Below are 23,375 nucleotides of genomic sequence, written 5' to 3' on the forward strand. Positions count from 1 at the left end.
TGCGGTTCCTTAGCGGGTGAATGCTTGCGGGTGTGCAAGCAGCGTCTAGATCCAGCCGCCCCACTGCAACAGGAATATTCCGATATTGGTGGTGATGGCTGCCGCCAGGGTGGTGATGACGATGATGGCGGCGGCGAGCGAATAGTTGCCGCCGCTGGCCCGCACCATGACATAACCGACCGAGGCCGAAGGAGCGCCAATATACAGGAACAGAATGCCCAGTTCCGCCCCGCGAAAGCCCAACAGCCAGGCACCGAAGGTACCGACGATCGGCAGCAGGATCATTTTCACCGCGCTGGCACTCAGCGCCACCGAACCACTGCTGCGCAATGCGGCCAGCGACAGGGTCCCGCCGATGCAGATCAGCGCCAGCGGCAGGCTCATTTGCGCGACGTAGTCAGCGGAGGTCAGGATCCAGTTGGGAATGGGCACCTGCAACCAGGCGAAGGGCACGGCCAATACCACGCTGATGATCAACGGGTTGACCAGGATGCTTTTGCAGATGCTGAGCGGATCGGACTTGATGTTCGGGCTGTAGATCGCCAGCACCACTACCGACAGCGAGTTGTAGAGCACGATCACCAAACCGGCGAGGATCGAGCCCAGGGAGATGCCGTAGTCGCCATACATGCTGCCCGCCAGGGCCAGGCCGATGACACCGTTGTTGCCGCGAAAGGCGCCCTGGGTGAACACCCCACGGTCGACTTGCGGGCATCGCTTGGTGGCGATCCACCAGGCGATGGCGAAGCTGCCCACCGTGGCCACCACGAAATACACCAGCAGGCCCGGCTTGAGTGCAGAGCGCAGGTCGGCATGGTAGATGCCCAGAAACAGCAGCGACGGCATGCAGACGTTGAACACCAGGGCCGAGGCGGTCTTGATGAAGTTGTCGTTGATCCACTCGATCCGCTTCAGCCCGTAGCCGAGAAACAGCATGGCGAACACCGGAGCGGTCACGTTCAGGGTCTGCAGAAATAGGGCGAGCATGCCGGGGAACCTGTTGCCTGGAGTCAGGCGACAATGATAGCGAGGATGTGGGGGTCAGGCGGGGAAATTCTGGAAAGGTATGGCAGGCAGGGCCGCTTCGCGGGCAGAGGGCTGGCCCCCCGCCCCGCTCCCACAGAGATCCTCGGTGTATGCAGGATTCCCGTAGGAGCGGTCAGCGGCCGCGAAAGCCGCACTGCAGTTTCGAGACTTACTGCGGACCCATCTTGTCCATCAGGGCAGCGAGCATTTCGTACTCTTCGCCGGTCAGGTCGGTCAGCGGGGTGCGCACCGGGCCTGCGTCGTAGCCGGCAATCTTCGCGCCTGCCTTGACGATGCTGACTGCGTAGCCGGATTTACGATTGCGAATGTCCAGGTAAGGCAGGAAGAAGTCGTCGATCAACTTGCCCACGGTGACATGATCTTCAGCGGCGATTGCGCGGTAGAAGTCCATGGCGGTCTTCGGGATGAAGTTGAACACGGCGGACGAATACACCGGCACACCCAGAGCCTTGTAGGCCGCTGCATAGACTTCGGCGGTCGGCAGGCCACCCAGGTAGCTGAAGCGGTCGCCCAGGCGACGGCGGATCGACACCATCAGTTCGATGTCGCCCAGGCCGTCCTTGTAGCCGATCAGGTTCGGGCAGCTTTCGGCCAGGCGTTCCAGCAATGGCGCGTTCAAACGGCAGACATTGCGGTTGTAGACGATGACGCCGATGTTGACCGATTTGCACACGGCCTCGACGTGGGCGGCTACGCCGTCCTGGCTCGCTTCGGTCAGGTAGTGCGGCAGCAGCAGCAGACCCTTCGCGCCCAGGCGCTCGGCTTCCTGTGCATACTCGATGGCCTGGCGAGTGGAACCACCGACGCCGGCGAGGATAGGCACGCTGGTGGCGCAGGTGTCGACGGCAGTCTTGATCACTTGCGAGTATTCGCTGGCAGCCAGGGAGAAGAACTCACCGGTGCCGCCGGCGGCGAACAGGGCGCTGGCGCCGTAGGGGGCAAGCCATTCCAGGCGCTTGATGTAGCCTTCGCGATGGAAGTCGCCCTGGGCAGTGAAGTCGGTTACTGGAAAAGACAGCAGGCCGTGATTGAGGATGGACTTTAGTTCTTGTGGATTCATTGTTTGAACACCCTGAGTCGCATGGAAAATTGAACAACCAAGCAGCCATGGCTGGCTGATGTCGTACGTCATCGTACAACTACTTATGCAGTTCCTCAATAGGTTGAACGAAGTATTTTCAGATTGTCCCTGATGGGCTTCACCGAACGCCGAGACGACACACGGGATCCCTGTAGCAGCGGCGCAAGCCGCGTCCGGCCTCGCTGCGGTCTGCCAGATACACCTCGCCAGCCGCCGACGCGGCTTGCGCCGCTGCTACAAGGGTTGCGGTGTTTCTGTAGCAGCGGCGCGAGCCGCGTCCGGCCTCGCTGCGGTCTGCCAGATCACCGCGCCGACCGCCGACGCGGCTCGCGCCGCTGCTACAAGGATTGCGGTGTTCTGTAGCAGCGGCGCAAGCCGCGTCCGGTGGCACCGCGCTCTGCCAGATACACCGCGCCAGCCGCCGACGCGGCTTGCGCCGCTGCTACAAGGGTTGCGGTGTTCTGTAGCAGCGGCGCAAGCCGCGTCCGGTGGCACCGCGTTCTGCCAGATACACCGCGGCAACCGCCGACGCGGCATGCGCCGCTGCTACAGGGACTGCGGTGTTTCTGTAGCAGCGGCGCGAGCCGCGTCCGGCCTCGCTGCGGTCTGCCAGATCACCGCGCCGACCGCCGACGCGGCGTTCAGCCCCTGCCCGCTTCGGCTTCCTGGTGCGCCTGGCGCAAGCGCTCGCGGCTGTTGGTCAGATGCAGGCGCATGGCTGCGCGCGCGGCATCGGAATCCTGGCGGGCGATGGCGTCGTAGATTTCCTCGTGCTCGCGACTGAGCCGAGTCATGTAGTGCTGCTGGTCGTCATGTGCCAGACGTGCCGAATTCAGGCGGGTACGGGGAATGATGCTGGTGCCCAGGTGCGTCATGATGTCGGTGAAATAGCGGTTGCCGGTGGACAAGGCAATCTGCAGATGGAACTGGAAATCGGACGCCACTGCATCGCTGGCATGGGCCGCGCTTTCGTTCAGCGCATCGAGGGCCGCGCGCATCGCCGCCAGTTGCTCGGGCGAGCGACGGCTGGCGGCCAGCCCGGCGGATTCCACTTCCAGGCTGATGCGCAACTCGAGCACGGCCAGCACATCGCGCAAGGTCACGATGGTCGCCGGATCGATGCGAAAACCACTCGGGCTGGGCGTATCCAGCACGAAGGTACCGATGCCGTGGCGGGTTTCGACCTGACCTGCCGCCTGCAGCCGGGAAATGGCTTCACGCACCACGGTCCGGCTGACGCCCTGCTCTTCCATGATGGCCGACTCGGTAGGCAGCTTGTCGCCACGCTTGAGGTCACCATCGAGGATGCGCTGGGTCAGCACGGCCACCAGTTCCTGGGCCAGGCTGCGCGGTTTGCGACGGGCGCGTGGGGCGGCGCTCTGAGTATCCATAGTGAAAGTCATTCTCGAAACGGTCGGTGATTGAAGCAATCATAGCCTAAAGCGGGTTGTACGATCATGGCATGAGCCGCCGCAGGGCCCGGCGGGCGGGCGAATGCCGCCTACCCGGCGGCGCAGGGCGCCAGCCAGAGCGCTCCACGCGAATTTACCGACGCACGGGGCGTTTCTGCAATTTGCGTTGCAGGGTACGCCGGTGCATCCCCAGTGCTCGCGCCGTGGCAGAAATGTTACCGGCGTGCTCGGTGAGTACCCGCTGGATGTGCTCCCATTGCAGGCGGTCGACCGACATCGGATTTTCCGGCACCAGCGTGTCGAGGTCAGCGTGTTCGGCCGACAGCGCCGCCAGTACGTCATCGGCGTCGGCGGGCTTGCACAGGTAGTTGCAGGCGCCACGCTTGATCGCCTCCACCGCAGTGGCGATGCTCGAATAGCCGGTGAGAATCACCACGCGCATTTCCGGATCCAGCTCCAGCAGCTTGGGCAGCAGCACCAGGCCCGAATCGCCTTCCATCTTCAGGTCCAGCGCGGCGTAGTCGGGTACATCGTCCTGGGCCAGCTTCAAGCCTTCCTCGGCGCTGCCTGCGGTGCTTACGCGAAAGCCTCGGCGGGTCATGGCACGGGCCATCACACGGGTAAACGTGGCGTCGTCGTCCACCAGCAACAGGTGCGGCAGCTCTTCGCCTTCGACTTGGTTTTCGTCAGTCATCGATCATCTCCTGGGACGCCACGGGGCAGGCGCAGCTCGGTGAGCGTGCCGCCCTCTTCATGACTATAGAGTTTTACCGAGCCGCCGGCGCGAGTCACGCTGGCCTTGCTCAAGAACAGGCCAAGGCCGAAGCCCTTGCCCTTGGTAGTGAAGAACGGTTTGCCGATCTGCTCGGCAATGGCCAGGGGAACACCCGCGCCGTGGTCGCGGATCACGATGAAGATGTCTTCACTGTCCCAGTCCAGCTTGACCTCGAGGTTGTCGGGGCAGGCATCGGCGGCGTTGTTGAGCAGGTTGAGCAGCGCCTGGGTGAGGTCCGGAGGCGGCGACAGGTGCGGCACCTCGCCTTGGCCCAGGCGGTGGAAACGGTAGCTGGACTCGGGGCGCATCAGGTGCCAGCGATTGAGGGCTTCGTCGAGCCAGGCGGTGACCGGCTGATCGACCACGGCCATGCGTCGGTTGGCTTCGGCAGCCCGCACCAGTTGCTGGAGGGTTTCCTTGCACAACTTGACCTGATCCTGCAGCACCTGCAGGTCTTCCTGCAGTTCAGGCTGGGGATGGTCCTGGCGCATTTCCTTGAGCAGCACGCTCATGGTGGCCAACGGCGTACCCAGCTCATGGGCTGCGCCCGCAGCCTCGGTGGCCACCGCCAGCAGTTGCTGGTCACGCAGGCCCTCTTCGCGGCGCTGGGCACGCAGCTGTTCCTGGCGCCGCAGCTCTTCGGCCATCTTGGCGGCGAAGAAGGTAATCACCGAAGCGGCCAGGGCGAAGCTCAGCCACATGCCGTAGATCTGCAGGTTTTCACGGCCGATCGGCAGCGTGTCGAGGGGGTAGAAGTGCGCCAGCATGAAGGTGTAGCAGGCCAGCGCGATGCCTGAGAGCACCAGGGAGTAGACCCACGGCAGGGTCACGGCGGCAATGGTCAGGGGCACCAGGTAGTAGGACACGAACGGGTTGGCGCCGCCGCCCGAATAGTAGAGCAGGACACTGTGGATCAGCAGGTCGCAGGCCAGTTGCAGGGCGTACTCGAGCTCGGTGACCGGCAACGAGAAGCGCAGGCGCAGGACGGTCAGCGCGCAGAGTATGGCGGACACCGCCAGGGTGGTGCTCAGCGCCAGCCAGGGCAACGGCAGCAGGTGCGTCAGGTAGGCGAAACCAACCGAGCCGGCCTGAGCGGCCAGTACCAGGGTGCGGATGAAGGTCAGGCGCCAGAGGTTCTGGCGTGAAGCGGAAAGAGGCATAGGATGGGCGAGCATTTGCTCTCCAGTGAGCGCTGCAGGCGGATCGGTGCAAGTATAACCAACTCGACACGCCGACAGCGGAAACTGCGGCAAATGACCGCGCGAAACGCATGAACCAGGCATCGTTCAGGAACCGCATCCGGCCTGGCCAGTCTTACCCAGCACCTACAACAAGGAGTTTTCCATGCCCGTCATCACCCGCAGCGCCGCTTTGGTCCTTGGCGCGAGCCTGCTGGCCAGCCTTCCCGCGCTGGCCGACGAAGCCCGCTACAACCAGATTTCCCTGCGCGCCGAGGTCAGCCAGGAAGTGCCCCGCGACCTGATGCTCGTGACCCTCTACAGCGAAGAGCAGAACGCCGACCCGGCCAAGCTCGCCGCCGGAATTACCGACACCTTGAACAAAGCCCTCGCCCAGGCGCGCGAAGTCAAGGGCGTGATCGTGCGCCAGGGCAGCCGCAACAGCTACCCGATCTATGACGACAAAGGCCAGGCCATCACCGGCTGGCGCGAGCGCGCGGAAGTGCGCCTGGAAAGCGCCGATTTCCCCGCGCTGTCCAAACTCACCGGCGAACTGCTGCAGAGCCTGAAAATGGGCGCCATGGACTTCTCGATCGCCGACAAGACCCGCAAGCAGAGCGAAGACGCCCTGCTCAAGGAAGCCGTCGCTGCGTTCAAGGCCCGTGCTCAACTGGCCACCGACGCCTTGGGTGGCAAGAGCTACAAGGTGGTCAATCTCAACCTCAACAGCGCGGGCTATCCGCGGCCCTACGCGTCCGCCCCGATGATGATGAAAGCCGCCCGTTCCGACGCTGCCCCGGTAACCCCGGACGTGGAAGCCGGCACCAGCGAGGTCAGCATCAACGCTGATGGCGTCATCGAAGTCGTGATGCCTTGATGCGCTGCCGCCCTTGATCGGGCGGCCCTATCCCCTATTGCCATTCATCTGCCGAGGCCCCCATGCACATCCCCGCCTTCAAGCCACTGCTCCTGACCGCTGCCCTGTGTGCCGGGATGCCCATGGCCCAGGCCGCGAGCACCCTGGTGTACTGCTCCGAAGCCAGCCCCGCCGGCTTCGACCCCAGCCAATACACCAGCGGCACCGATTTCGACGCTTCAGCGGAAACCGTCTTCAATCGCCTGACCCAGTTCAAGCGCGGCGGCACCGAAGTCGAGCCTGGCCTGGCCACCTCCTGGGACGTATCGGCCGACGGTTTGAGCTACACCTTTCACTTGCGCGAAGGGGTCAAGTTCCACAGCACCGACTACTTCACGCCCAGCCGCGATTTCAACGCCGACGACGTGCTGTTCACCTTCCAGCGCCTGCTCGATCCCGAGCACCCCTTTCGCAAGGCCTACCCTTCGGAATCGCCCTACTTCACCGACATGGGCCTGAACACCAACATCAAGTCGGTCAGCAAACAGGACGAGCACACCGTCGTCTTCACCCTCGCCACGGTCGATGCCGCGTTCGTGCAGAACCTGGCCATGAGCTTCGCCTCGGTGCAATCCGCCGAATATGCCGCGCAGCTGCTCAAGCAGGGCAAGGCTGCCGACATCAATCAGAAACCGATCGGCACCGGCCCGTTCGTCTTCAAGCGCTATCAGAAGGATTCGCAGATCCGCTACGTTGCCAACAAGGCGTACTGGAAGCCTGAAGACGTCAAGCTCGACAACCTGATCTTCGCGATCAACACCGATGCTGCCGTGCGCCTGCAGAAACTCAAGGCCGGCGAATGCCAGGTCAGCGGCTATCCGCGTCCCGCCGACATCGAGGTGATGAAACAGGATCCCAACCTGCGTGTGCTCAGCCAGCCCGGCTTCAACCTGGGCTTCCTTGCCTACAACGTGACCCATCCGCCGCTCGATCAACTCAAGGTGCGTCAGGCACTGGACATGGCGATCGACAAGCCCGCCATCATCAAGGCGGTGTACCAGAGCGCCGGCCAACTGGCACAGAACGCCCTGCCCCCCGCGCAATGGTCTTACGACACGGGCATCAAGGACGCGCCCCACGACATCACCAAGGCCCGCGCGCTGCTCAAGGAAGCCGGGATCAAGGAAGGCACGACCATCGACCTGTGGGCCATGACGGTGCAGCGCGCTTCCAACCCCAACGCGCGCATGTCGGCGCAGATGATCCAGAGCGATTGGGCCAAGGTCGGCATCAAGGCCAACATCGTCAGCTACGAATGGGGCGAGTACATCAAGCGCGCCAAGAACGGCGAGCACGACACCATGATCTACGGCTGGACCGGCGACAACGGCGACCCCGACAACTGGCTCGGCGTGCTCTACAGCTGTGCGGCGGTCAAGGGCAGCAACTACGCCAAATGGTGCGACCCGGCCTACGACAAGCTGATCCAGCAGGCCAAGCTGAGCAGCGATCGCGACGAGCGTGTGAAGCTGTACCAGCAGGCGCAGCGTATCCTCAAGCAACAGGTGCCGATCACGCCCATCGCCAACTCCACGGTGTTCCAGCCCATGCGCAAGGAAGTTCAGGACTTCCGCATCAGCCCCTTCGGCCTGACCCCTTTCTACGGTGTCAGCCTCTCGCAGTGATACCTAACGCCCCATTGCAGTGCGCCAGCGTGGTGCAGTGGGGTCGATAAGCGTGCGTTCTGCTGCAAAACGTTATTGATCGTGCGTTCAACTATCGAAAAAATTATATCGATGCGACATTCGTGTACGCCCGTCCCACCGTTTCAACCCCGATTCGATGCAAACAGTTGATTTGGGTATGCCGCCTGCATAAGTATCGGCCGGGTCGGCCCACAAGGTCGCCCTCATTCTTAAAATGACAACAACTGAGGCCACCATGCTCAAAACCGCGGTCATTCCGTTCATCGTCGGGGCCGGCCTGCTTGCCAGCGCCCCTTTCGCCCATGCTGCGAGCAACCTTGTATTCTGCTCCGAAGGCAGTCCGGCGGGTTTTGACCCGGCGCTGTATACCAGTGGCACGGATTTCGACGCTTCTGCAGAAACCGTCTTCAACCGTCTGAGCCAGTTCGAGCGTGGCGGCACTGCGGTCATTCCTGGCCTGGCCACGAGCTGGGACATCTCCGAAGACGCACTGACCTACACCTTCCACCTGCGCGAAGGGGTCAAGTTCCACACCACCGACTACTTCAAGCCGTCCCGCGAATTCAACGCCGACGACGTGCTGTTCACGTTCAACCGCATGATCGACAAGAACATGCCGTTCCGCAAAGCCTATCCGACCGAGTTCCCGTACTTCACCGACATGGGCATGGACGAGAACATCACCAACATCGAGAAGCTCGACGACCACACCGTTCGCTTCACCCTGAAGACCGTCGACGCCGCCTTCATCCAGAACATGGCGATGAGCTTCGCTTCGATCCAGTCCGCCGAATACGCCGCCCAACTGCTCAAGCAGGGCAAGGCCGCCGACATCAACCAGAAGCCGATCGGCACCGGCCCGTTCGTGTTCAACCGCTACCAGAAAGACGCGCAGATTCGCTACAAGGGCAACAAGGACTACTGGAACCCGGATGACGTGAAGATCGACAACCTGATCTTCGCCATCACCACCGATGCATCGGTGCGCATGCAGAAACTCAAGAAGAACGAATGCCAGGTCAGCGTGTACCCACGCCCGGCCGACCTCAAGCCGCTCAAGGAAGACAACAAGCTGCAGATGCCTGACCAGGCCGGCTTCAACCTGGGCTACATCGCCTACAACGTCACCCATGAACCGCTCGGCAACCTCAAGGTCCGCCAGGCGCTGGACATGGCCGTGAACAAGAAAAGCATCATCGAAGCCGTGTACCAGGGCGCTGGCCAGCTGGCAGTGAACGCCATGCCGCCGACCCAGTGGTCCTACGACGAAAGCATCAAGGACGCCGGCTACAACGTGGAAGAGGCCAAGAAGCTGCTCAAGGAGGCCGGCGTCAAGGAAGGTACCGAGATCACCCTGTGGGCGATGCCGGTGCAGCGTCCCTACAACCCCAATGCCAAGTTGATGGCCGAGATGCTGCAATCGGACTGGGCCAAGGTGGGTATCAAGGCCAAGATCGTCAGTTACGAATGGGGTGAGTACCTCAAGCGAGCCAAGGCCGGCGAGACCGATGCCATGCTGATCGGCTGGAGCGGTGACAACGGTGACCCGGACAACTGGCTCGGCACCCTGTACGGCTGCGACGCGGTGAACGGCAACAACTTCTCGAAGTGGTGCGACAAGGACTACGACCAGTTGATCAAGACCGCCAAGGCCACGCCTGACCAGGCCAAGCGCACCGAACTGTACAAGCAGGCCCAGGTGCGCCTCAAGGAACAGGTGCCGATCACCCCGATCGCGCACTCCACGGTCTACCAGCCCATGAGCGCCAAGGTCACCGACTTCAAGATCAGCCCCTTTGGCTTGAACTCGTTCTATGGCGTAGGCCTGAAGGACTGACAAAGGCGTCTCCCCCATGCAGGCGAGCGATGGACCGGCAGGTCCGTCGCTCACTTTGCCTGCACAAACGCCAGGATCTTTCCCACAGCACTACCGGAATACGCCGACATACACCTTAGTCAAATGGAACTAGCTTTCCTTGGCGACGGCCGTCCTATTCCTGCCAGGGGACTGGCGACCCACGATCGGAAAACAACAAGACAGGGACTATCATGCGACATACAAAGCTTTGCTCCGCCATGCTCGCTCTGGGCCTGCTCGGCCAGGTCGGCCTCAGCCAGGCCGCGAACAGCCTGGTGTACTGCTCCGAAGGCAGCCCCGCAGGTTTCGACATCGCCCAGTACACCAGCGGCACCGACAACGATGCTTCGCAACCGATCTACAACCGCCTGACCGAATTCGAAAAAGGCGGGACCAGTGTCATTCCCGCACTGGCCACCAAATGGGACATCTCGGAAGACGGCCTGACCTACACCTTCCACCTACGCGAAGGGGTCAAGTTCCACAGTAACGAGGCGTTCAAGCCGACCCGCGACTTCAACGCCGACGACGTGCTGTTCACCTTCAACCGCATGCTCGACCCCAACCAGCCGTTCCGCAAGGCCTACCCCACCGAGTTTCCCTACTTCGTCAGCATGAGCCTGGACAAGAACATCGCCAAGGTCGAAAAAGCTGACGACCACACCGTGGTGTTCACCCTCAACGCCGTGGATGCCGCGTTCGTGCAGAACATCGCCATGAACTTTGCCTCCATCCTGTCCGCCGAGTACGCCGACCAGCTGCTCAAGAGCGGCAACATGCGCGACATCAACCAGAAGCCGATCGGCACCGGCCCGTTCGCCTTCCAGCGTTACCAGAAGGACTCGCAGATCCGCTACAAGGCCAACCCGCAGTACTGGGACATGAGCCAGGTAAAGGTCGACCAGCTGATTTTCGCCATCAACACCGATGCTTCGGTGCGCATGCAGAAGCTCAAGAAGAACGAATGCCAGGTGACGGCCTACCCACGCCCCGCCGACCTCGCGGGCCTCAAGGCAGACCCCAAGCTCAAGGTCATGGAGCAGGCCGGCTACAACCTGGGCTACATCACCTACAACGTACGCCACAAGCCGTTCGACCAGCTGGAAGTGCGCCAGGCGATGGACATGGCGGTGAACAAGGACGCCATCCTCAAGGCCGTCTACCAGGGTGCCGGGCAGAAAGCAGTCAATGCCATGCCGCCGACCCAGTGGTCCTACGACGAGAGCATCAAGGACGCACCTTTCGACCCGGAGAAAGCCAAGCAGATGCTGCAGGCCGCCGGGGTCAAGGAAGGCACCGAGATCACCCTCTGGGCCATGCCCGTGCAGCGTCCGTACAACCCCAACGCCAAGCTGATGGCTGAAATGCTGCAGGCCGACTGGGGCAAGATCGGCCTCAAGGTCAAGATCGTCAGCTACGAATGGGGCGAGTACCTGGACCGCACCAAACGCGGCGAACACGACGTTTCGCTGATTGGCTGGACTGGCGACAACGGTGACCCGGACAACTGGTTGGGCACGCTGTACAGCTGCGATGCGATTGGCAGCAACAACTACTCGATGTGGTGCAACCAGGACTACGACAAGCTGGTGCAGCAGGCCAAGCGCGTGACCGATCGCGACGAGCGCAGCGTGCTCTATCGCCAGGCGCAGCAGTTGCTCAAGCAGCAGGTGCCGATCACCCCGATCGCCCACTCCACCGTCAACCAGCCGGTCAGCGCCAAGGTCGACGGCTTCAAGGTCAGCCCGTTCGGGCGTAACGATTTCGGCGGCGTAAGCGTCCGCGACTAGATAAGCCCAGCCCTCCCAAACCCATGGTCGTGCCATGGGTTTGGGGAGCTTTTGGCAAAAAAGAGCAAGCAAACGTTTGCAACTGTCACCACCCGCCATGGATTGGGCACAAGCCGCCTCGATAAAGCGGCAATAAAACCAAAAAATGTAAGGAGCTTCAGTTGAAAATCACCAAGAGAGCAGTACTCACGTTGTCCTTGAGCGGTTTCACGCCCCTGGCCCTGGCCGAAGAAGTCAGCCAGGCTTTCGTCCCTCTCAGCGTCAAGACCAGCAGCGCCCAGGATGAAGCCCAGGGCTTCATCGAGGACTCGAGCCTGACCGGCTCGACGCGCAACTGGTTCGCCAAGGAAAAAGGCAAGCGCGGCCTGACCTGGGGCATCAACAAAGGCAACGGCGCCACCGAACGCACCGGCAGCCGCGACACCTGGGTACAGGGCACCATCGTCAACTACACCTCGGGCTTTACCCAAGGCACGGTAGGTTTCAGTACCGAAGTGGCGGCCTACAACACCGTGGCTCTGGAGCAAGGCAAAGGCCGCGTGGCTGGCGGCGGCAACCGCACCCTGACCGACCACGACGGCGAAGTGGTCGACCAGTGGACCAAGGCAGGCCTGGCCAACCTCAAGGCACGGGTTTCAAACACGGTGGTGACCGCCGGGCGGCAATCGCTGAACACACCGGTGCTGGCCTTCATCGGCAACCGTGCCCTGCCCTCCAGCTTCGAGGGTGTCAGCGTGCACAGCGCCGAGTTCGACAACCTCGATTTCGACCTCGGTACGTTCAGCCGGGTGTCGCCGCGCACCGAGCAGGGCCTGAGCAAATTCAGGACCGAGTACGGCAACGGCACCACTACCGATCAGGTCAACATCTTCGGCCTCAACTACCAGCCGCTGAAAAGCCTGACCACCAGCCTGTACGCGTCCAACGTCAAGGATCTCTGGAACCAGTACTATTTCGGCGCAGCCCATGAATTGGGGGATGCCTCGGTACTGAGCCTGAGCACCGGGTTCAACTATTACAAGACCAAGGATGCGGGCAGCGCCAAGATGGGTGCCATCGACAACGACACCTACAGCCTGTCGTTGACCGCGACGCACAAGGCGCACAGCCTGACCCTGGCCTTCCAGGAAGTGAACGGCGACGAATACTTCGACTATTTGCACGAGACCAACGCCATCTTCCTGGCCAACTCGCTGTTCTCCGACTACAACGGCCCGAACGAAAAATCGTTCCAGGTCGGCTACGGGCTGGACATGGCCAGCTATGGCGTACCGGGGCTCAAGTTCAGCGTCTACACCGCGCGCGGCTGGGGCATCGATGGCACGCGCTACAAGGGTGGCGGCTATGACGGCATTCAGGCTCAGGACGGCGAAAGCCATTACGAGTACGGCTTCGGCACCTCATACGCCGTGCAGGGCGGGCCATTGAAGGCCAGCACCATTCGCGCGACCTACAGTGCCCACCGCGCCAGCGCCAATCAGGTCGATGGCAGCCTCAACGAGCTGCGCATCGTCACTACCATTCCGTTCCAGATTTTTTGATCGGCGAGCGCTGCCCGTGGTTCGCCGAATCACGGGCAGCGACTACGCTTACGTGCGATTGCGAGGGCAACGATGAAAACGCTATCACTCAAGGCTGCCGTAGCCGCCGCCCTGCTCGGCATGAGCCTGGGCGCCAGTGCCAAACCGCTGGTGGTCTGCACCGAAGCCAGTCCCGAAGGTTTCGATATCGTTCAGTACACCGGTGCGGTGACGGCCGACGCCTCAGCCGAAACGGTGTTCAACCGCCTCGTCGACTTCACGCCGGGCAGCACCGATATCCAGCCCGGCCTGGCACGAAGCTGGGACATCAGCGAAGACGGCAAGACCTACACTTTCCACCTGCGCGAGGGCGTGAAGTTCCATACCACGGACTACTTCAAGCCGACCCGCAACCTCACTGCCGACGACGTGCTGTGGAGCTTCATGCGCCAGTTCGATGCCAACCACCCCTGGCATGACAAGTCGACCATGGGCTATCCGTACTTCGAATCAATGGGCATGGGTGAGTTGATCCAGAGCATCGACAAGCTTGATGAGCTGACCGTGCGTTTCGTGCTCAAGCGCCCAGAGGCGCCCTTCCTGCGCAACATGGCAATGGGCTTCACCTCGATCTATTCCGCCGAATATGCCGACCAGTTGCTCAAGGCCGGCAAGACCGCCGAGCTGAACAGCAAGCCGATCGGCACCGGCCCCTTCGTGTTCGTGCGCTACAGCAAGGACGCTCAGGTTCGCTACAAGGCCAACCCCGACTATTACAACGGCAAGCCACCGGCCGACCCGCTGATCTTCGCCATCACCGTGGACAACAACGTGCGGGCGCAGAAGCTGCGCGCCAATGAATGCCAGGTCGCGGTGTACCCCAAGCCGGACGACGTGCCGGGCATCAAGGCCGACCCGCAGCTCAAGATCGCGGAAATGGACGCCCTGATGACCAGCTACGTGGCCATCAACACCACCCACAAGTACCTGAGCGACGTGCGCGTGCGCCAGGCCATCCAGATGGCCTTCGACAAGCAGACCTTCGTCCGTACGCTGTTCGGCGAAGGCAACGCAACGCCGGGCGTGGGCCCCTACCCGACCACCTTGCTGGGCTACAATCATTCCCTGAAGGACTTGCCCTACGATCCGGCCAAGGCCCGGGCGCTGCTCAAGGAAGCCGGCGTTCCGGAAGGTACGTCGTTCACCATTTTTGCGCGCAATGGCAGCAGCCCGACCAACCCCAATTCCAGCCTGGCGGCGCAGCTGCTCCAGGCGGACCTGGCCAAGGTAGGCATCAAGCTGGATATTCGCGTGCTGGAGTGGGGCGAGTTGATCAAGCGCCTGAAACTGGGCGAACATGACCTGGCTTTCTACGGTTGGGCCGGCGACAACGGCGATCCGGACAACTTTCTCAGCCCGAACCTGACGTGTGAAGCGGCGAAGAACGGCGAAAACGCCGCTCGCTGGTGCAACCCGGAGTTCGATGCATTGGTGAACAAGGCCCGCGAAGCCACTGAACCGGCAGCGCGCGCGGCGTTCTACGAACAGGCACAGGTCATTTTTCTCAAAGAGCAACCCTGGTTGAGCCTGGCGTATCCACGCCTGTTCTCGGCCATGCGCAAGAACGTCGAAGGCTTCCACATAAGCCCGATGACCAATAATAACTTCGCCACCACCCAGGTGAAGTAGAAAAAGACGCCCCGCTTCGGCGCCCATCCGGGCGGACGCGGGGCATGCCTAACCGGCTGATGAGGTACTACGCACGATGTTTAGTTTTATTGCCCGACGTGTGGGATTGCTGATCCCCACTTTCTTCGGCATCACGCTATTGACCTTCGCGTTGATACGCCTGATTCCCGGTGACCCTGTCGAAGTGATGATGGGCGAGCGTCGGGTCGACCCCGAAATGCACGCACAGGCGATGGAACGCCTGGGTCTGAACAAGCCCCTGTATGCCCAGTACCTGGACTACATCGGCAACCTTGCCCAGGGCAACCTGGGCGAGTCGCTGCGGACCCGTGAAAGCGTGTGGACCGAGTTCACCGCACTGTTTCCGGCCACCCTGGAGCTGTCCATTGCCGCGCTGATCTTCGCCGGCATTCTGGGCCTGCTCGCCGGGGTAATCGCTGCACTCAAGCGAGGCTCGCTGTTCGATCACGGGGTCATGGGCATCTCCCTGGCCGGCTATTCCATGCCGATTTTCTGGTGGGGCCTGATCCTGATCATGTTCTTCTCGGTGACCCTGGGCTGGACGCCGGTCTCCGGGCGCATCGACCTGTTGTACGACATCGAGCCGAAAACCGGCTTCATGCTCATCGACACGCTGTTCAGCGAAGACGAAGGCGCCTGGTGGGATGCGCTGCATCACCTGATTCTGCCGGCCATCGTATTGGGCACCATCCCGCTTGCGGTGATCGCGCGCATGACCCGTTCCTCGATGCTCGAAGTCCTGCGCGAGGACTACGTGCGCACCGCGCGCGCCAAGGGCTTGTCGCCGGCCCGCGTGGTCTTCGTGCACGGCCTGCGCAACGCGCTGATTCCGGTGCTGACGGTGTTCGGCCTGCAGGTCGGCACGCTGCTGGCCGGTGCGGTACTGACCGAAACCATTTTCTCCTGGCCGGGCATCGGCAAGTGGCTGATCGAGGCCATCGGCGCCCGTGACTACCCCGTCGTGCAGAACGGCATCCTGTTGATCGCCTGCCTGGTGATCCTGGTCAACTTCGTCGTGGATATCCTCTACGGCCTGGCCAACCCACGCATCCGTCATCAGCGCTGAGACCCTATCCATGACTACGAAAATCGAAACGGTAGCGGTGGATCAGAGCCTGCTCTATCCCTCCCCGTACAAAGAATTCTGGCAGGCTTTTGCCAAGAACAAGGGCGCCGTGGCCGGCCTGGTGTTCATGCTGATCATCGTCTTCTGCGCGCTGTTCGCGCCCTGGGTGGCACCGCACAACCCCAGCGAGCAGTACCGCGACTTTCTCCTGACCCCGCCGGTATGGCTGGAAGGCGGCCAGTGGCAGTTCATCCTGGGCACCGACGAACTGGGCCGCGACCTGCTTTCGCGCCTGATCCAGGGTTCGCGGCTGTCGCTGCTGATCGGCCTTTCGTCGGTGGTGATGTCACTGATCCCGGGCATCCTCATGGGTCTGCTGGCCGGCTTTTTCCCACGCATCCTCGGGCCGTCGATCATGCGCCTGATGGACGTCATGCTGGCGCTGCCGTCGCTGCTGCTGGCAGTGGCCATCGTCGCCATTCTCGGCCCTGGCCTGATCAACACCGTGATCGCCATTGCCGTGGTGTCGCTGCCATCCTACGTGCGCCTGACCCGCGCTGCGGTGATGGGTGAACTGAACCGCGACTACGTCACTGCCGCGCGGCTGGCCGGGGCAACGCTGCCACGCCTGATGTTCATTACCGTGCTGCCCAACTGCATGGCGCCGCTGATCGTGCAGGCCACTTTGAGTTTCTCCTCGGCGATTCTCGACGCCGCTGCGCTGGGCTTCCTGGGCCTGGGCGTGCAACCGCCGACGCCGGAATGGGGCACCATGCTGGCCTCGGCGCGGGACTACATCGAACGCGCCTGGTGGGTGGTGAGCCTGCCGGGTCTGACCATTCTGCTCAGCGTGCTGGCAATCAACCTGATGGGCGACGGGCTGCGCGATGCGCTGGACCCCAAACTCAAGAACGCCGCCTGAGGAGCCGACCATGTCACTTTTGAATATCAACAACCTGAACGTGCGCTTTGGCGACGCCAAGGCTGTGCCGGTCGTCGACGGGCTGGACCTCAGCGTGGACAAGGGCGAAGTGCTCGCCATCGTCGGCGAGTCGGGTTCGGGCAAGTCGGTGACCATGATGGCCCTGATGGGCCTGATCGACGCGCCCGGTATCGTCACGGCCGACTCGCTGCTGTTCGACGGCCACGACATGCTAAAGCTCAACGCACGGCAACGGCGCAAGGTGGTCGGCAAGGACCTGGCGATGATTTTCCAGGATCCGATGACCGCCCTGAACCCAAGCTACACCGTGGGCTTCCAGATCGAGGAGGTCTTGCGCCAGCATCTGGGCATGTCCGGCAAGGCCGCGCGCCAGCGGGCCCTGGAACTGCTCAAGAAGGTGGAAATTCCTGCGGCGGAAAGCCGTCTGGATGCCTACCCCCATCAACTGTCCGGTGGCATGAGCCAGCGCGTGGCAATCGCCATGGCGATTGCCGGCGAACCCAAGCTGCTGATCGCCGACGAACCCACCACTGCCCTGGACGTGACCATTCAGGCGCAGATCATGGAATTGCTGCTCAACCTGCAACAAGAGCAGAACATGGGCCTGATCCTGATCACCCATGACCTGGCCGTGGTGGCCGAAACCGCCCAGCGCGTGTGCGTGATGTACGCCGGCCAGGCGGTGGAGGTGGGCCATGTGCCGCAACTGTTCGATATCCCTGCGCACCCCTACAGCGAAGCGCTGCTGATGGCCATCCCCGAGCACAGCGAGGGCGCCGAACGCCTGGCCACCCTGCCCGGCATCGTCCCGGGCCGCTACGACCGTCCGCAGGGCTGCCTGCTTTCGCCACGCTGCCCCTACGTGCGTGAAAACTGCCGTACCGAACGCCCTGCCCTGGATCAGAAAACCCAGAGCCTGGCGCGCTGTTTCTACCCACTCAATCAGGAGGTGGCGTAATGAGCGTCGTACTGACCGCCCGCGACCTTACTCGCCACTACAACGTCTCGGCCGGGCTGTTCAAGCCTGATGCCGTGGTGCGCGCCCTCAATGGCGTGTCCTTCGAGCTCGAAGCCGGCAAGACCCTTGCCGTGGTCGGTGAATCGGGCTGCGGCAAGTCGACCCTGGCTCGCGCGCTGACCTTGATCGAAGAGCCTTCGTCCGGGTCGCTGCAGATCGCCGGCCAGGAAGTCTCAGGTGCCACCAAGGCCGAGCGCAAGCAATTGCGCAAGGACGTGCAGATGGTCTTCCAGAGCCCTTATGCCTCGCTCAATCCGCGGCAGAAGATCGGCGATCAGCTGGGTGAGCCATTGCTCATCAACACCTCGCTGAGCAAGGCCGAGCGACGCGAGAAGGTCCAGGCCATGATGCAACAGGTCGGCCTGCGGCCCGAGCACTACCAGCGCTACCCGCACATGTTCTCCGGTGGTCAGCGCCAGCGTATTGCCCTGGCTCGTGCCATGATGCTGCAGCCAAAGGTGCTGGTCGCCGATGAGCCGACCTCGGCACTCGACGTGTCGATCCAGGCGCAGGTGCTGAACCTGTTCATGGACCTGCAGCAGGAGTTCAACACTGCGTACGTGTTCATCTCACACAACCTGGCGGTGGTGCGTCACGTGGCCGATCAGGTGCTGGTGATGTACCTGGGCCGGCCAGCGGAAATGGGGCCCAAGGAGGACATCTACACCCGGCCTCTGCACCCGTACACCCAGGCCCTGCTGTCGGCAACGCCGACCATCAAGCCCGATCCGCTCAAGCCCAAGATCAAGATCGTCGGCGAATTGCCCAACCCGTTGAATCCCCCGTCGGGCTGTGCATTCCACAAGCGTTGCCCGTACGCCACCGAACGCTGCAGCACGGAAATACCGGCGTTCCGGCCGGTGGATACGCGGCAAGTGGCGTGTCATTACGCCGAACAGTTCCTGTAACGCTTCAAGGCCTCTTCGCTCACTGTCGAAGAGGCCTTTACCCTCCCCCTCCTCCCAGTGCATCCGCAGACGAATGTCTCTATGATGCCGAACATGATCAAAGACCCCTTCGCCCGCCTCAACCTCGATCGCGAGGTCATCACCGTCAGCCAGCTCAATGGCCGCGCCCGCGTATTGCTCGAAGACGTCTTCAGCAACATCTGGGTCGAAGGTGAAATCTCCAACCTGGCGCGTCCGGCGTCCGGCCACGTCTATTTCACCCTGAAGGACAGTGGTGCGCAGGTACGCTGCGCCTTGTTCAGGCAGAACGCCCAACGCGTGCGCCAGGTCCTCAAGGACGGCGCAGCGGTAAAGGTGCGTGGCAAGGTCTCGCTGTTCGAAGGCCGTGGTGACTATCAATTGATCCTCGATACCGTGGAGCCTGCCGGCGACGGCGCGCTGCGCATGGCGTTCGATGCGCTCAAGGTCAAGCTCGATGCCGAAGGCCTGTTCAGCAGCGAGCGCAAGGTTGCGCTGCCGGCTCACCCGCAACGCATCGGGATCGTCAGCTCGCCGACCGGTGCGGTGATCCGCGACATCATCAGTGTATTCCGTCGCCGCGCCCCGCAGATCCAGCTGACCCTGATCCCGACCGCCGTGCAAGGCCGCGAAGCCACCGCTCAGATCGTCCGCGCCCTGCGCCTGGCCGATGCGCGCGGGTTCGACGCGATCATCCTCGCCCGTGGCGGCGGTTCGCTGGAGGACCTCTGGTGCTTCAACGAAGAAGCCGTGGCGCGCGCCGTCGATGCCTGTGTGACGCCGATCGTCAGTGCCGTAGGCCACGAGACCGACGTGTCCATCAGCGACTTCGTGGCCGACGTACGTGCCCCTACTCCTTCGGCAGCTGCCGAACTGCTGGCCCCGGATGCCGGCGACCTGCAGCGCCGACTCGACAGCCTGCAGCGGCGCCTGGTGTTGCGCATGCACAATCGCCTGGCCCACGAACGCCTGCGTGTGGAAGGGCTGACCCGCCGCCTGCGCCATCCCGGCGAACGTCTGCGCCAACAGGCACAGCGCCTGGACGACCTGGACATGCGCATGCGCCGCGCCTTCGAACGGCAGATGACTGCGCGCGCGCACCGCCTGGCACAGTTGCAGACGCGGCTTGCCGGGCAGCACCCGGACCGAGTCCTGCGGCTGCTCAAACAGCGCCTGGATGGCCTGGCCGAGCGTCTGCCGCGGGCCATGCGCGACACCCTCAAGGCGCGTCGTCTGTTGCTGCAGAGCCAGGTGCAGACCCTGCACGTGGTCAGCCCATTGGCGACCCTCGGACGCGGCTACAGCATCTTGCTCGATGAGCGGGGCCAGGCCATCCGCAGCGCCGAGCAGACCCAGCGCGGTCAATGCCTGATCGCAAGGCTGGGCGAAGGCGAGCTTGCAGTGCGCGTCGAGGACAATCACCTCACGCCCGTTACCCTTTCCCTACTGGACTGATCCATGCCGCGTTTTCTCGTTGTCGCCCTGCTGATATGCCTGTCTTCGTTCGCCCAGGCGGACAGCTACATCACCCGGCTGTTGAACAAACCGGTGCCCGGCGGCGTGGCGGTGGTCGATCTGGGCAGCGCCAGCCAGGCACCAAAGGCCACCTACGATGGCAGGCAGGTGCTGGTGGTCAACGAGCAAGGCACCTGGCGGGCCATCGTAGGTATTCCATTGACGGTCAAGCCGGGCCCGGCGCAGCTGAGTGTGGCCGGGCGCACCGTCGCTTTTCAGGTGGGCAGCAAACAGTACCCGGAACAGCGCATCACTTTGAAGAATACACGGCAGGTCAACCCCAACCCGGCCGACATCAAACGCATCGACGGCGAACTGGCCGAGCAGCTGCGCGCCTATCGCAGCTTCAGCGCTGGCACGCCGAGCAACCTGCTGCTGGACAAGCCTGTCAGCGGACCGCTGTCGAGCAAGTTCGGCGTGCGGCGTTTCTTCAACGGCGAGGAGCGCAATCCGCACTCGGGCCTGGATTTCGCGGTGCCGGCCGGCACGCCGATCAAGACCCCTGCCAATGGCAAGGTGATTCTGGTGGGTGATTACTTCTTCAATGGCAACACCGTGTTCGTCGACCATGGGCAGGGCTTCATCAGCATGTTCTGTCACATGTCCAAGATCGACGTGAAGGTCGGGCAAAGCCTGGCACGCGGTGCAGTGGTCGGCCGGGTCGGCTCCACCGGCCGCGCGACCGGACCGCACATGCACTGGAATATCAGCCTCAACGATGCGCGGGTCGATCCGGCGATCTTCATCAACGCCTTTCAGCCTTGACCCACCGGAAATCCTCTCAGCACTGCTTGACCTGTGGGAGCGGGCTCTGCCCGCGAAGGCCGCACCGTCGACCCAGCGCATTGCGCCGCCCCTTAAAGCCACGCAATCTCTGGCACCCCTTTCCAAATATTCAGCAATAAAATATCGCCTGCCCCAAGATACCCAACTCTCCTACCATTTTTCTCAATACCCTTGCCATTTTTCACCCCACTGGTTAGGGTTGGGGTCATGAACACTGCACACACCCTCATCCAGCTCCGCCAACACCGCAGCCTCTGCCTGGTCAGTGCACGACTGCCTGGCTGAAACGCGTCGCCTCGCCTCTTCACCATTCGAATGACCGGCAGGCCCTTTCCCCAGGCTGCTCACCAAGGATTTTCACCATGTCCATGCTCAAAGATCCGTCGCAGAAGTACCGTGCGTTCCCGACGATCGACCTGCCCGACCGCACCTGGCCGTCGAAAGCCATCACCGCGGCCCCTATCTGGTGCAGCTCCGACCTGCGCGACGGCAATCAGTCGCTGATCGAGCCCATGGACGCAGCCAAGAAGCTGCGCTTCTGGAAAACCCTGGTCGCCGTTGGCGTGAAGGAAATCGAAGCCTCCTTCCCTTCCGCGTCGCAGACCGATTTCGACTTCGTGCGCACCCTGATCGAAGACGGCCATATCCCGGACGACACGACCATTCAGGTGTTGACCCAAGCCCGCGAAGACCTCATTGCGCGCACCTTCGAATCGCTCAAGGGCGCCAAGAAGGCCATCGTTCACCTGTACAACGCCACGTCGCCGTCCTTCCGCAAGATCGTGTTCAACCAGGACAAGCAGGGCGTCAAGGACATCGCGGTAAATGCCGCCAAGCTGTTCGTCAAATACGCAGCCCAGCAGCCTGAAACCCAGTGGACCTTCCAGTACTCCCCGGAAACTTTCAGCGCCACCGAGCTCGTGTTCGCCAAGGAAGTCTGCGATGCGGTGATCGAGGTGTGGAATCCCACCCCGCAGAACAAGGTCATCCTCAACCTGCCGGCCACCGTGGAGGTGTCCACGCCCAACATCTATGCCGACCAGATCGAATGGTTCGGCCGCCATATCAACCGTCGCGACAGCGTGCTGTTGAGCCTGCACACGCACAACGACCGTGGCACCGGCGTGGCTGCGACCGAGCTGGGTCTGATGGCCGGCGCGGATCGCGTCGAAGGCTGCCTGTTCGGCAACGGCGAACGTACCGGTAACGTCGACCTGGTGACCCTCGGCTTGAACCTGTACACCCAGGGCGTCGATCCCGAGCTGGATTTTTCCGATATCGACGGCATCCGCAAGGTGGTCGAAGAGTGCAACCAGTTGCCGGTGCACCCTCGTCATCCGTATGTGGGCGATCTGGTTCACACCGCGTTTTCCGGCTCGCACCAGGATGCCATCCGCAAGGGGTTTACCCAGCAGAAGGAAGGCACGTTGTGGGAGGTGCCATACCTGCCAATCGACCCGGCCGACATCGGTCGCAGCTACGAAGCAGTCATCCGCGTGAACAGTCAGTCGGGCAAGGGTGGCATCACCTACCTGCTGGAACAGGAATACGGCATCAGCCTGCCGCGCCGCATGCAGATCGAGTTCAGCCAGGTGGTACAGGGTGAAACCGACCGCCTGGGCCTCGAGATGACCGCCCAGCAGATCTACGCCTTGTTGCGTAAGGAGTATCTGCAGGCCAACACGCCTTACGCGCTGATCAGTCATCGGTTGCAGGAAGAAAACGGCAACAGTGCCGTGGACGTCGAAGTGCACAGTGACGGAGAAACCCAACACTGGCGTGGCAAGGGTAACGGCGCGCTGGAAGCGCTGGTCGCCTCCATGCCAATCGCCGTCGAGATCATGGACTACAACGAACACGCCATCGGCGCAGGCACCAACGCCAAGGCCGCAGCCTACATCGAGCTGCGGGTGGCCGGTGGCCGTCCCGTGCATGGCGTGGGTGTGGACGAAAACATCACCACAGCCAGCTTCAAGGCCCTGTTCAGCGCGCTGAACCGGTCGCTGAGCCAGCAGGAAGCGAAAGCTGCCTGATATGGGTAGTCGCACAAGAACCGGCCCTTCAGGGCCGGTTTTTTTATGCCTGCGCTACCGCGTAGGAGCGGTCATCGGCCGCGAAAAATACACCGCAGTGTGTCAGGCATAACGCCATGAACCCTTCGCGGCCACAGACCGCTCCTACGAACTAT

The 23,375-nt window shown here is 62.5% G+C and carries 18 protein-coding genes; 13 read left to right on the forward strand and 5 right to left on the reverse strand.

Annotation, left to right across the window (positions count from 1 at the left end; all coding sequences use genetic code 11):
- Positions 1-45: 45 nt before the first annotated feature.
- The 5 genes from IFT76_RS06705 to IFT76_RS06725 form a co-directional block, all read right to left on the reverse strand.
- The gene (locus tag IFT76_RS06705; protein WP_185794060.1) at positions 46-987 is read right to left on the reverse strand and encodes an AEC family transporter; all 942 of its coding nucleotides are present in this window, start codon (positions 985-987) and stop codon (positions 46-48) included.
- Between the two features lie 208 nt (positions 988-1,195).
- Positions 1,196-2,107: a 5-dehydro-4-deoxyglucarate dehydratase gene (gene kdgD, locus IFT76_RS06710; RefSeq protein WP_122479523.1), complete on the reverse strand. Its 912-nt coding sequence runs from the start codon at positions 2,105-2,107 to the stop codon at positions 1,196-1,198.
- 662 nt (positions 2,108-2,769) lie between these two features.
- Positions 2,770-3,519: a FadR/GntR family transcriptional regulator gene (locus IFT76_RS06715; RefSeq protein WP_122479524.1), complete on the reverse strand. Its 750-nt coding sequence runs from the start codon at positions 3,517-3,519 to the stop codon at positions 2,770-2,772.
- A 154-nt stretch (positions 3,520-3,673) separates the two neighbouring features.
- Entirely contained in the window at positions 3,674-4,234 is a 561-nt protein-coding gene (locus IFT76_RS06720) for a response regulator transcription factor (protein WP_122479525.1), read from the reverse strand.
- On the reverse strand, positions 4,231-5,490 hold the full coding sequence (locus tag IFT76_RS06725; RefSeq protein ID WP_122479526.1) for an ATP-binding protein: 1,260 nt from the start codon (positions 5,488-5,490) through the stop codon (positions 4,231-4,233). Before IFT76_RS06725 ends, IFT76_RS06720 begins: the two co-directional genes overlap by 4 nt.
- A 169-nt stretch (positions 5,491-5,659) precedes the next feature.
- On the opposite strand from IFT76_RS06725, the gene IFT76_RS06730 reads away from it, so the two are divergent.
- From IFT76_RS06730 to leuA, 13 genes are all read left to right on the forward strand, one after another.
- Positions 5,660-6,370, forward strand: coding sequence for an SIMPL domain-containing protein (locus IFT76_RS06730; RefSeq protein ID WP_192057685.1), 711 nt, complete (start codon positions 5,660-5,662; stop codon positions 6,368-6,370).
- Positions 6,371-6,432: 62 nt separating this feature from the next.
- A complete protein-coding gene (locus IFT76_RS06735) occupies positions 6,433-8,034 on the forward strand; it encodes an ABC transporter substrate-binding protein (protein WP_192057686.1) in 1,602 nt (533 codons plus the stop codon).
- Between the two features lie 256 nt (positions 8,035-8,290).
- Positions 8,291-9,892: an ABC transporter substrate-binding protein gene (locus IFT76_RS06740; RefSeq protein WP_185794064.1), complete on the forward strand. Its 1,602-nt coding sequence runs from the start codon at positions 8,291-8,293 to the stop codon at positions 9,890-9,892.
- Between the two features lie 212 nt (positions 9,893-10,104).
- On the forward strand, positions 10,105-11,703 hold the full coding sequence (locus IFT76_RS06745) for an ABC transporter substrate-binding protein (protein ID WP_122479530.1): 1,599 nt from the start codon (positions 10,105-10,107) through the stop codon (positions 11,701-11,703).
- Between the two features lie 161 nt (positions 11,704-11,864).
- Positions 11,865-13,244, forward strand: coding sequence for an OprD family porin (locus IFT76_RS06750; RefSeq protein ID WP_192057687.1), 1,380 nt, complete (start codon positions 11,865-11,867; stop codon positions 13,242-13,244).
- 72 nt (positions 13,245-13,316) lie between these two features.
- Positions 13,317-14,912 carry an ABC transporter substrate-binding protein gene (locus IFT76_RS06755; RefSeq protein WP_192057688.1) on the forward strand — a complete coding sequence of 532 codons (1,596 nt, stop codon included), beginning with the start codon at positions 13,317-13,319 and terminating at the stop codon, positions 14,910-14,912.
- A gap of 76 nt (positions 14,913-14,988) precedes the next feature.
- A complete protein-coding gene (locus IFT76_RS06760) occupies positions 14,989-15,999 on the forward strand; it encodes an ABC transporter permease subunit (protein ID WP_122479533.1) in 1,011 nt (336 codons plus the stop codon).
- Between the two features lie 10 nt (positions 16,000-16,009).
- Positions 16,010-16,921, forward strand: coding sequence for an ABC transporter permease subunit (locus tag IFT76_RS06765; RefSeq protein ID WP_049861914.1), 912 nt, complete (start codon positions 16,010-16,012; stop codon positions 16,919-16,921).
- 10 nt (positions 16,922-16,931) lie between these two features.
- Positions 16,932-17,900, forward strand: a complete 969-nt coding sequence (locus IFT76_RS06770) for an ABC transporter ATP-binding protein (protein ID WP_122479534.1) — start codon at positions 16,932-16,934, stop codon at positions 17,898-17,900.
- Entirely contained in the window at positions 17,900-18,868 is a 969-nt protein-coding gene (locus tag IFT76_RS06775; protein WP_192057689.1) for a peptide ABC transporter ATP-binding protein, read from the forward strand. The genes IFT76_RS06770 and IFT76_RS06775 overlap by 1 nt, the downstream gene beginning before the upstream one ends.
- A 93-nt stretch (positions 18,869-18,961) precedes the next feature.
- Positions 18,962-20,341, forward strand: a complete 1,380-nt coding sequence (gene xseA, locus IFT76_RS06780) for an exodeoxyribonuclease VII large subunit (protein ID WP_185794068.1) — start codon at positions 18,962-18,964, stop codon at positions 20,339-20,341.
- Between the two features lie 3 nt (positions 20,342-20,344).
- A complete protein-coding gene (locus tag IFT76_RS06785; RefSeq protein ID WP_185794069.1) occupies positions 20,345-21,166 on the forward strand; it encodes a M23 family metallopeptidase in 822 nt (273 codons plus the stop codon).
- Positions 21,167-21,549: 383 nt separating this feature from the next.
- Positions 21,550-23,220: a 2-isopropylmalate synthase gene (gene leuA, locus IFT76_RS06790; protein ID WP_192057690.1), complete on the forward strand. Its 1,671-nt coding sequence runs from the start codon at positions 21,550-21,552 to the stop codon at positions 23,218-23,220.
- Positions 23,221-23,375 lie beyond the last annotated feature (155 nt).

This window comes from Pseudomonas sp. CFBP 13727 (assembly GCF_014841915.1).
GTDB classification, from domain to species: Bacteria; Pseudomonadota; Gammaproteobacteria; order Pseudomonadales; family Pseudomonadaceae; genus Aquipseudomonas; species Aquipseudomonas baltica.

What these genes read in the sequence shown, in the direction of transcription:
- IFT76_RS06770 (WP_122479534.1), top strand. Translation starts at nt 16,932, where the DNA reads ATGTCACTTTTGAATATCAACAACCTGAACGTGCGCTTTGGCGACGCC.
- IFT76_RS06765 (WP_049861914.1), top strand. Translation starts at nt 16,010, where the DNA reads ATGACTACGAAAATCGAAACGGTAGCGGTGGATCAGAGCCTGCTCTAT.
- IFT76_RS06785 (WP_185794069.1), top strand. Translation starts at nt 20,345, where the DNA reads ATGCCGCGTTTTCTCGTTGTCGCCCTGCTGATATGCCTGTCTTCGTTC.
- IFT76_RS06740 (WP_185794064.1), top strand. Translation starts at nt 8,291, where the DNA reads ATGCTCAAAACCGCGGTCATTCCGTTCATCGTCGGGGCCGGCCTGCTT.
- IFT76_RS06705 (WP_185794060.1), bottom strand. Translation starts at nt 987, where the DNA reads ATGCTCGCCCTATTTCTGCAGACCCTGAACGTGACCGCTCCGGTGTTC.
- IFT76_RS06715 (WP_122479524.1), bottom strand. Translation starts at nt 3,519, where the DNA reads ATGGATACTCAGAGCGCCGCCCCACGCGCCCGTCGCAAACCGCGCAGC.
- kdgD (WP_122479523.1), bottom strand. Translation starts at nt 2,107, where the DNA reads ATGAATCCACAAGAACTAAAGTCCATCCTCAATCACGGCCTGCTGTCT.
- leuA (WP_192057690.1), top strand. Translation starts at nt 21,550, where the DNA reads ATGTCCATGCTCAAAGATCCGTCGCAGAAGTACCGTGCGTTCCCGACG.
- xseA (WP_185794068.1), top strand. Translation starts at nt 18,962, where the DNA reads ATGATCAAAGACCCCTTCGCCCGCCTCAACCTCGATCGCGAGGTCATC.
- IFT76_RS06730 (WP_192057685.1), top strand. Translation starts at nt 5,660, where the DNA reads ATGCCCGTCATCACCCGCAGCGCCGCTTTGGTCCTTGGCGCGAGCCTG.
- IFT76_RS06725 (WP_122479526.1), bottom strand. Translation starts at nt 5,490, where the DNA reads ATGCTCGCCCATCCTATGCCTCTTTCCGCTTCACGCCAGAACCTCTGG.
- IFT76_RS06745 (WP_122479530.1), top strand. Translation starts at nt 10,105, where the DNA reads ATGCGACATACAAAGCTTTGCTCCGCCATGCTCGCTCTGGGCCTGCTC.
- IFT76_RS06735 (WP_192057686.1), top strand. Translation starts at nt 6,433, where the DNA reads ATGCACATCCCCGCCTTCAAGCCACTGCTCCTGACCGCTGCCCTGTGT.
- IFT76_RS06775 (WP_192057689.1), top strand. Translation starts at nt 17,900, where the DNA reads ATGAGCGTCGTACTGACCGCCCGCGACCTTACTCGCCACTACAACGTC.
- IFT76_RS06720 (WP_122479525.1), bottom strand. Translation starts at nt 4,234, where the DNA reads ATGACTGACGAAAACCAAGTCGAAGGCGAAGAGCTGCCGCACCTGTTG.
- IFT76_RS06755 (WP_192057688.1), top strand. Translation starts at nt 13,317, where the DNA reads ATGAAAACGCTATCACTCAAGGCTGCCGTAGCCGCCGCCCTGCTCGGC.
- IFT76_RS06760 (WP_122479533.1), top strand. Translation starts at nt 14,989, where the DNA reads ATGTTTAGTTTTATTGCCCGACGTGTGGGATTGCTGATCCCCACTTTC.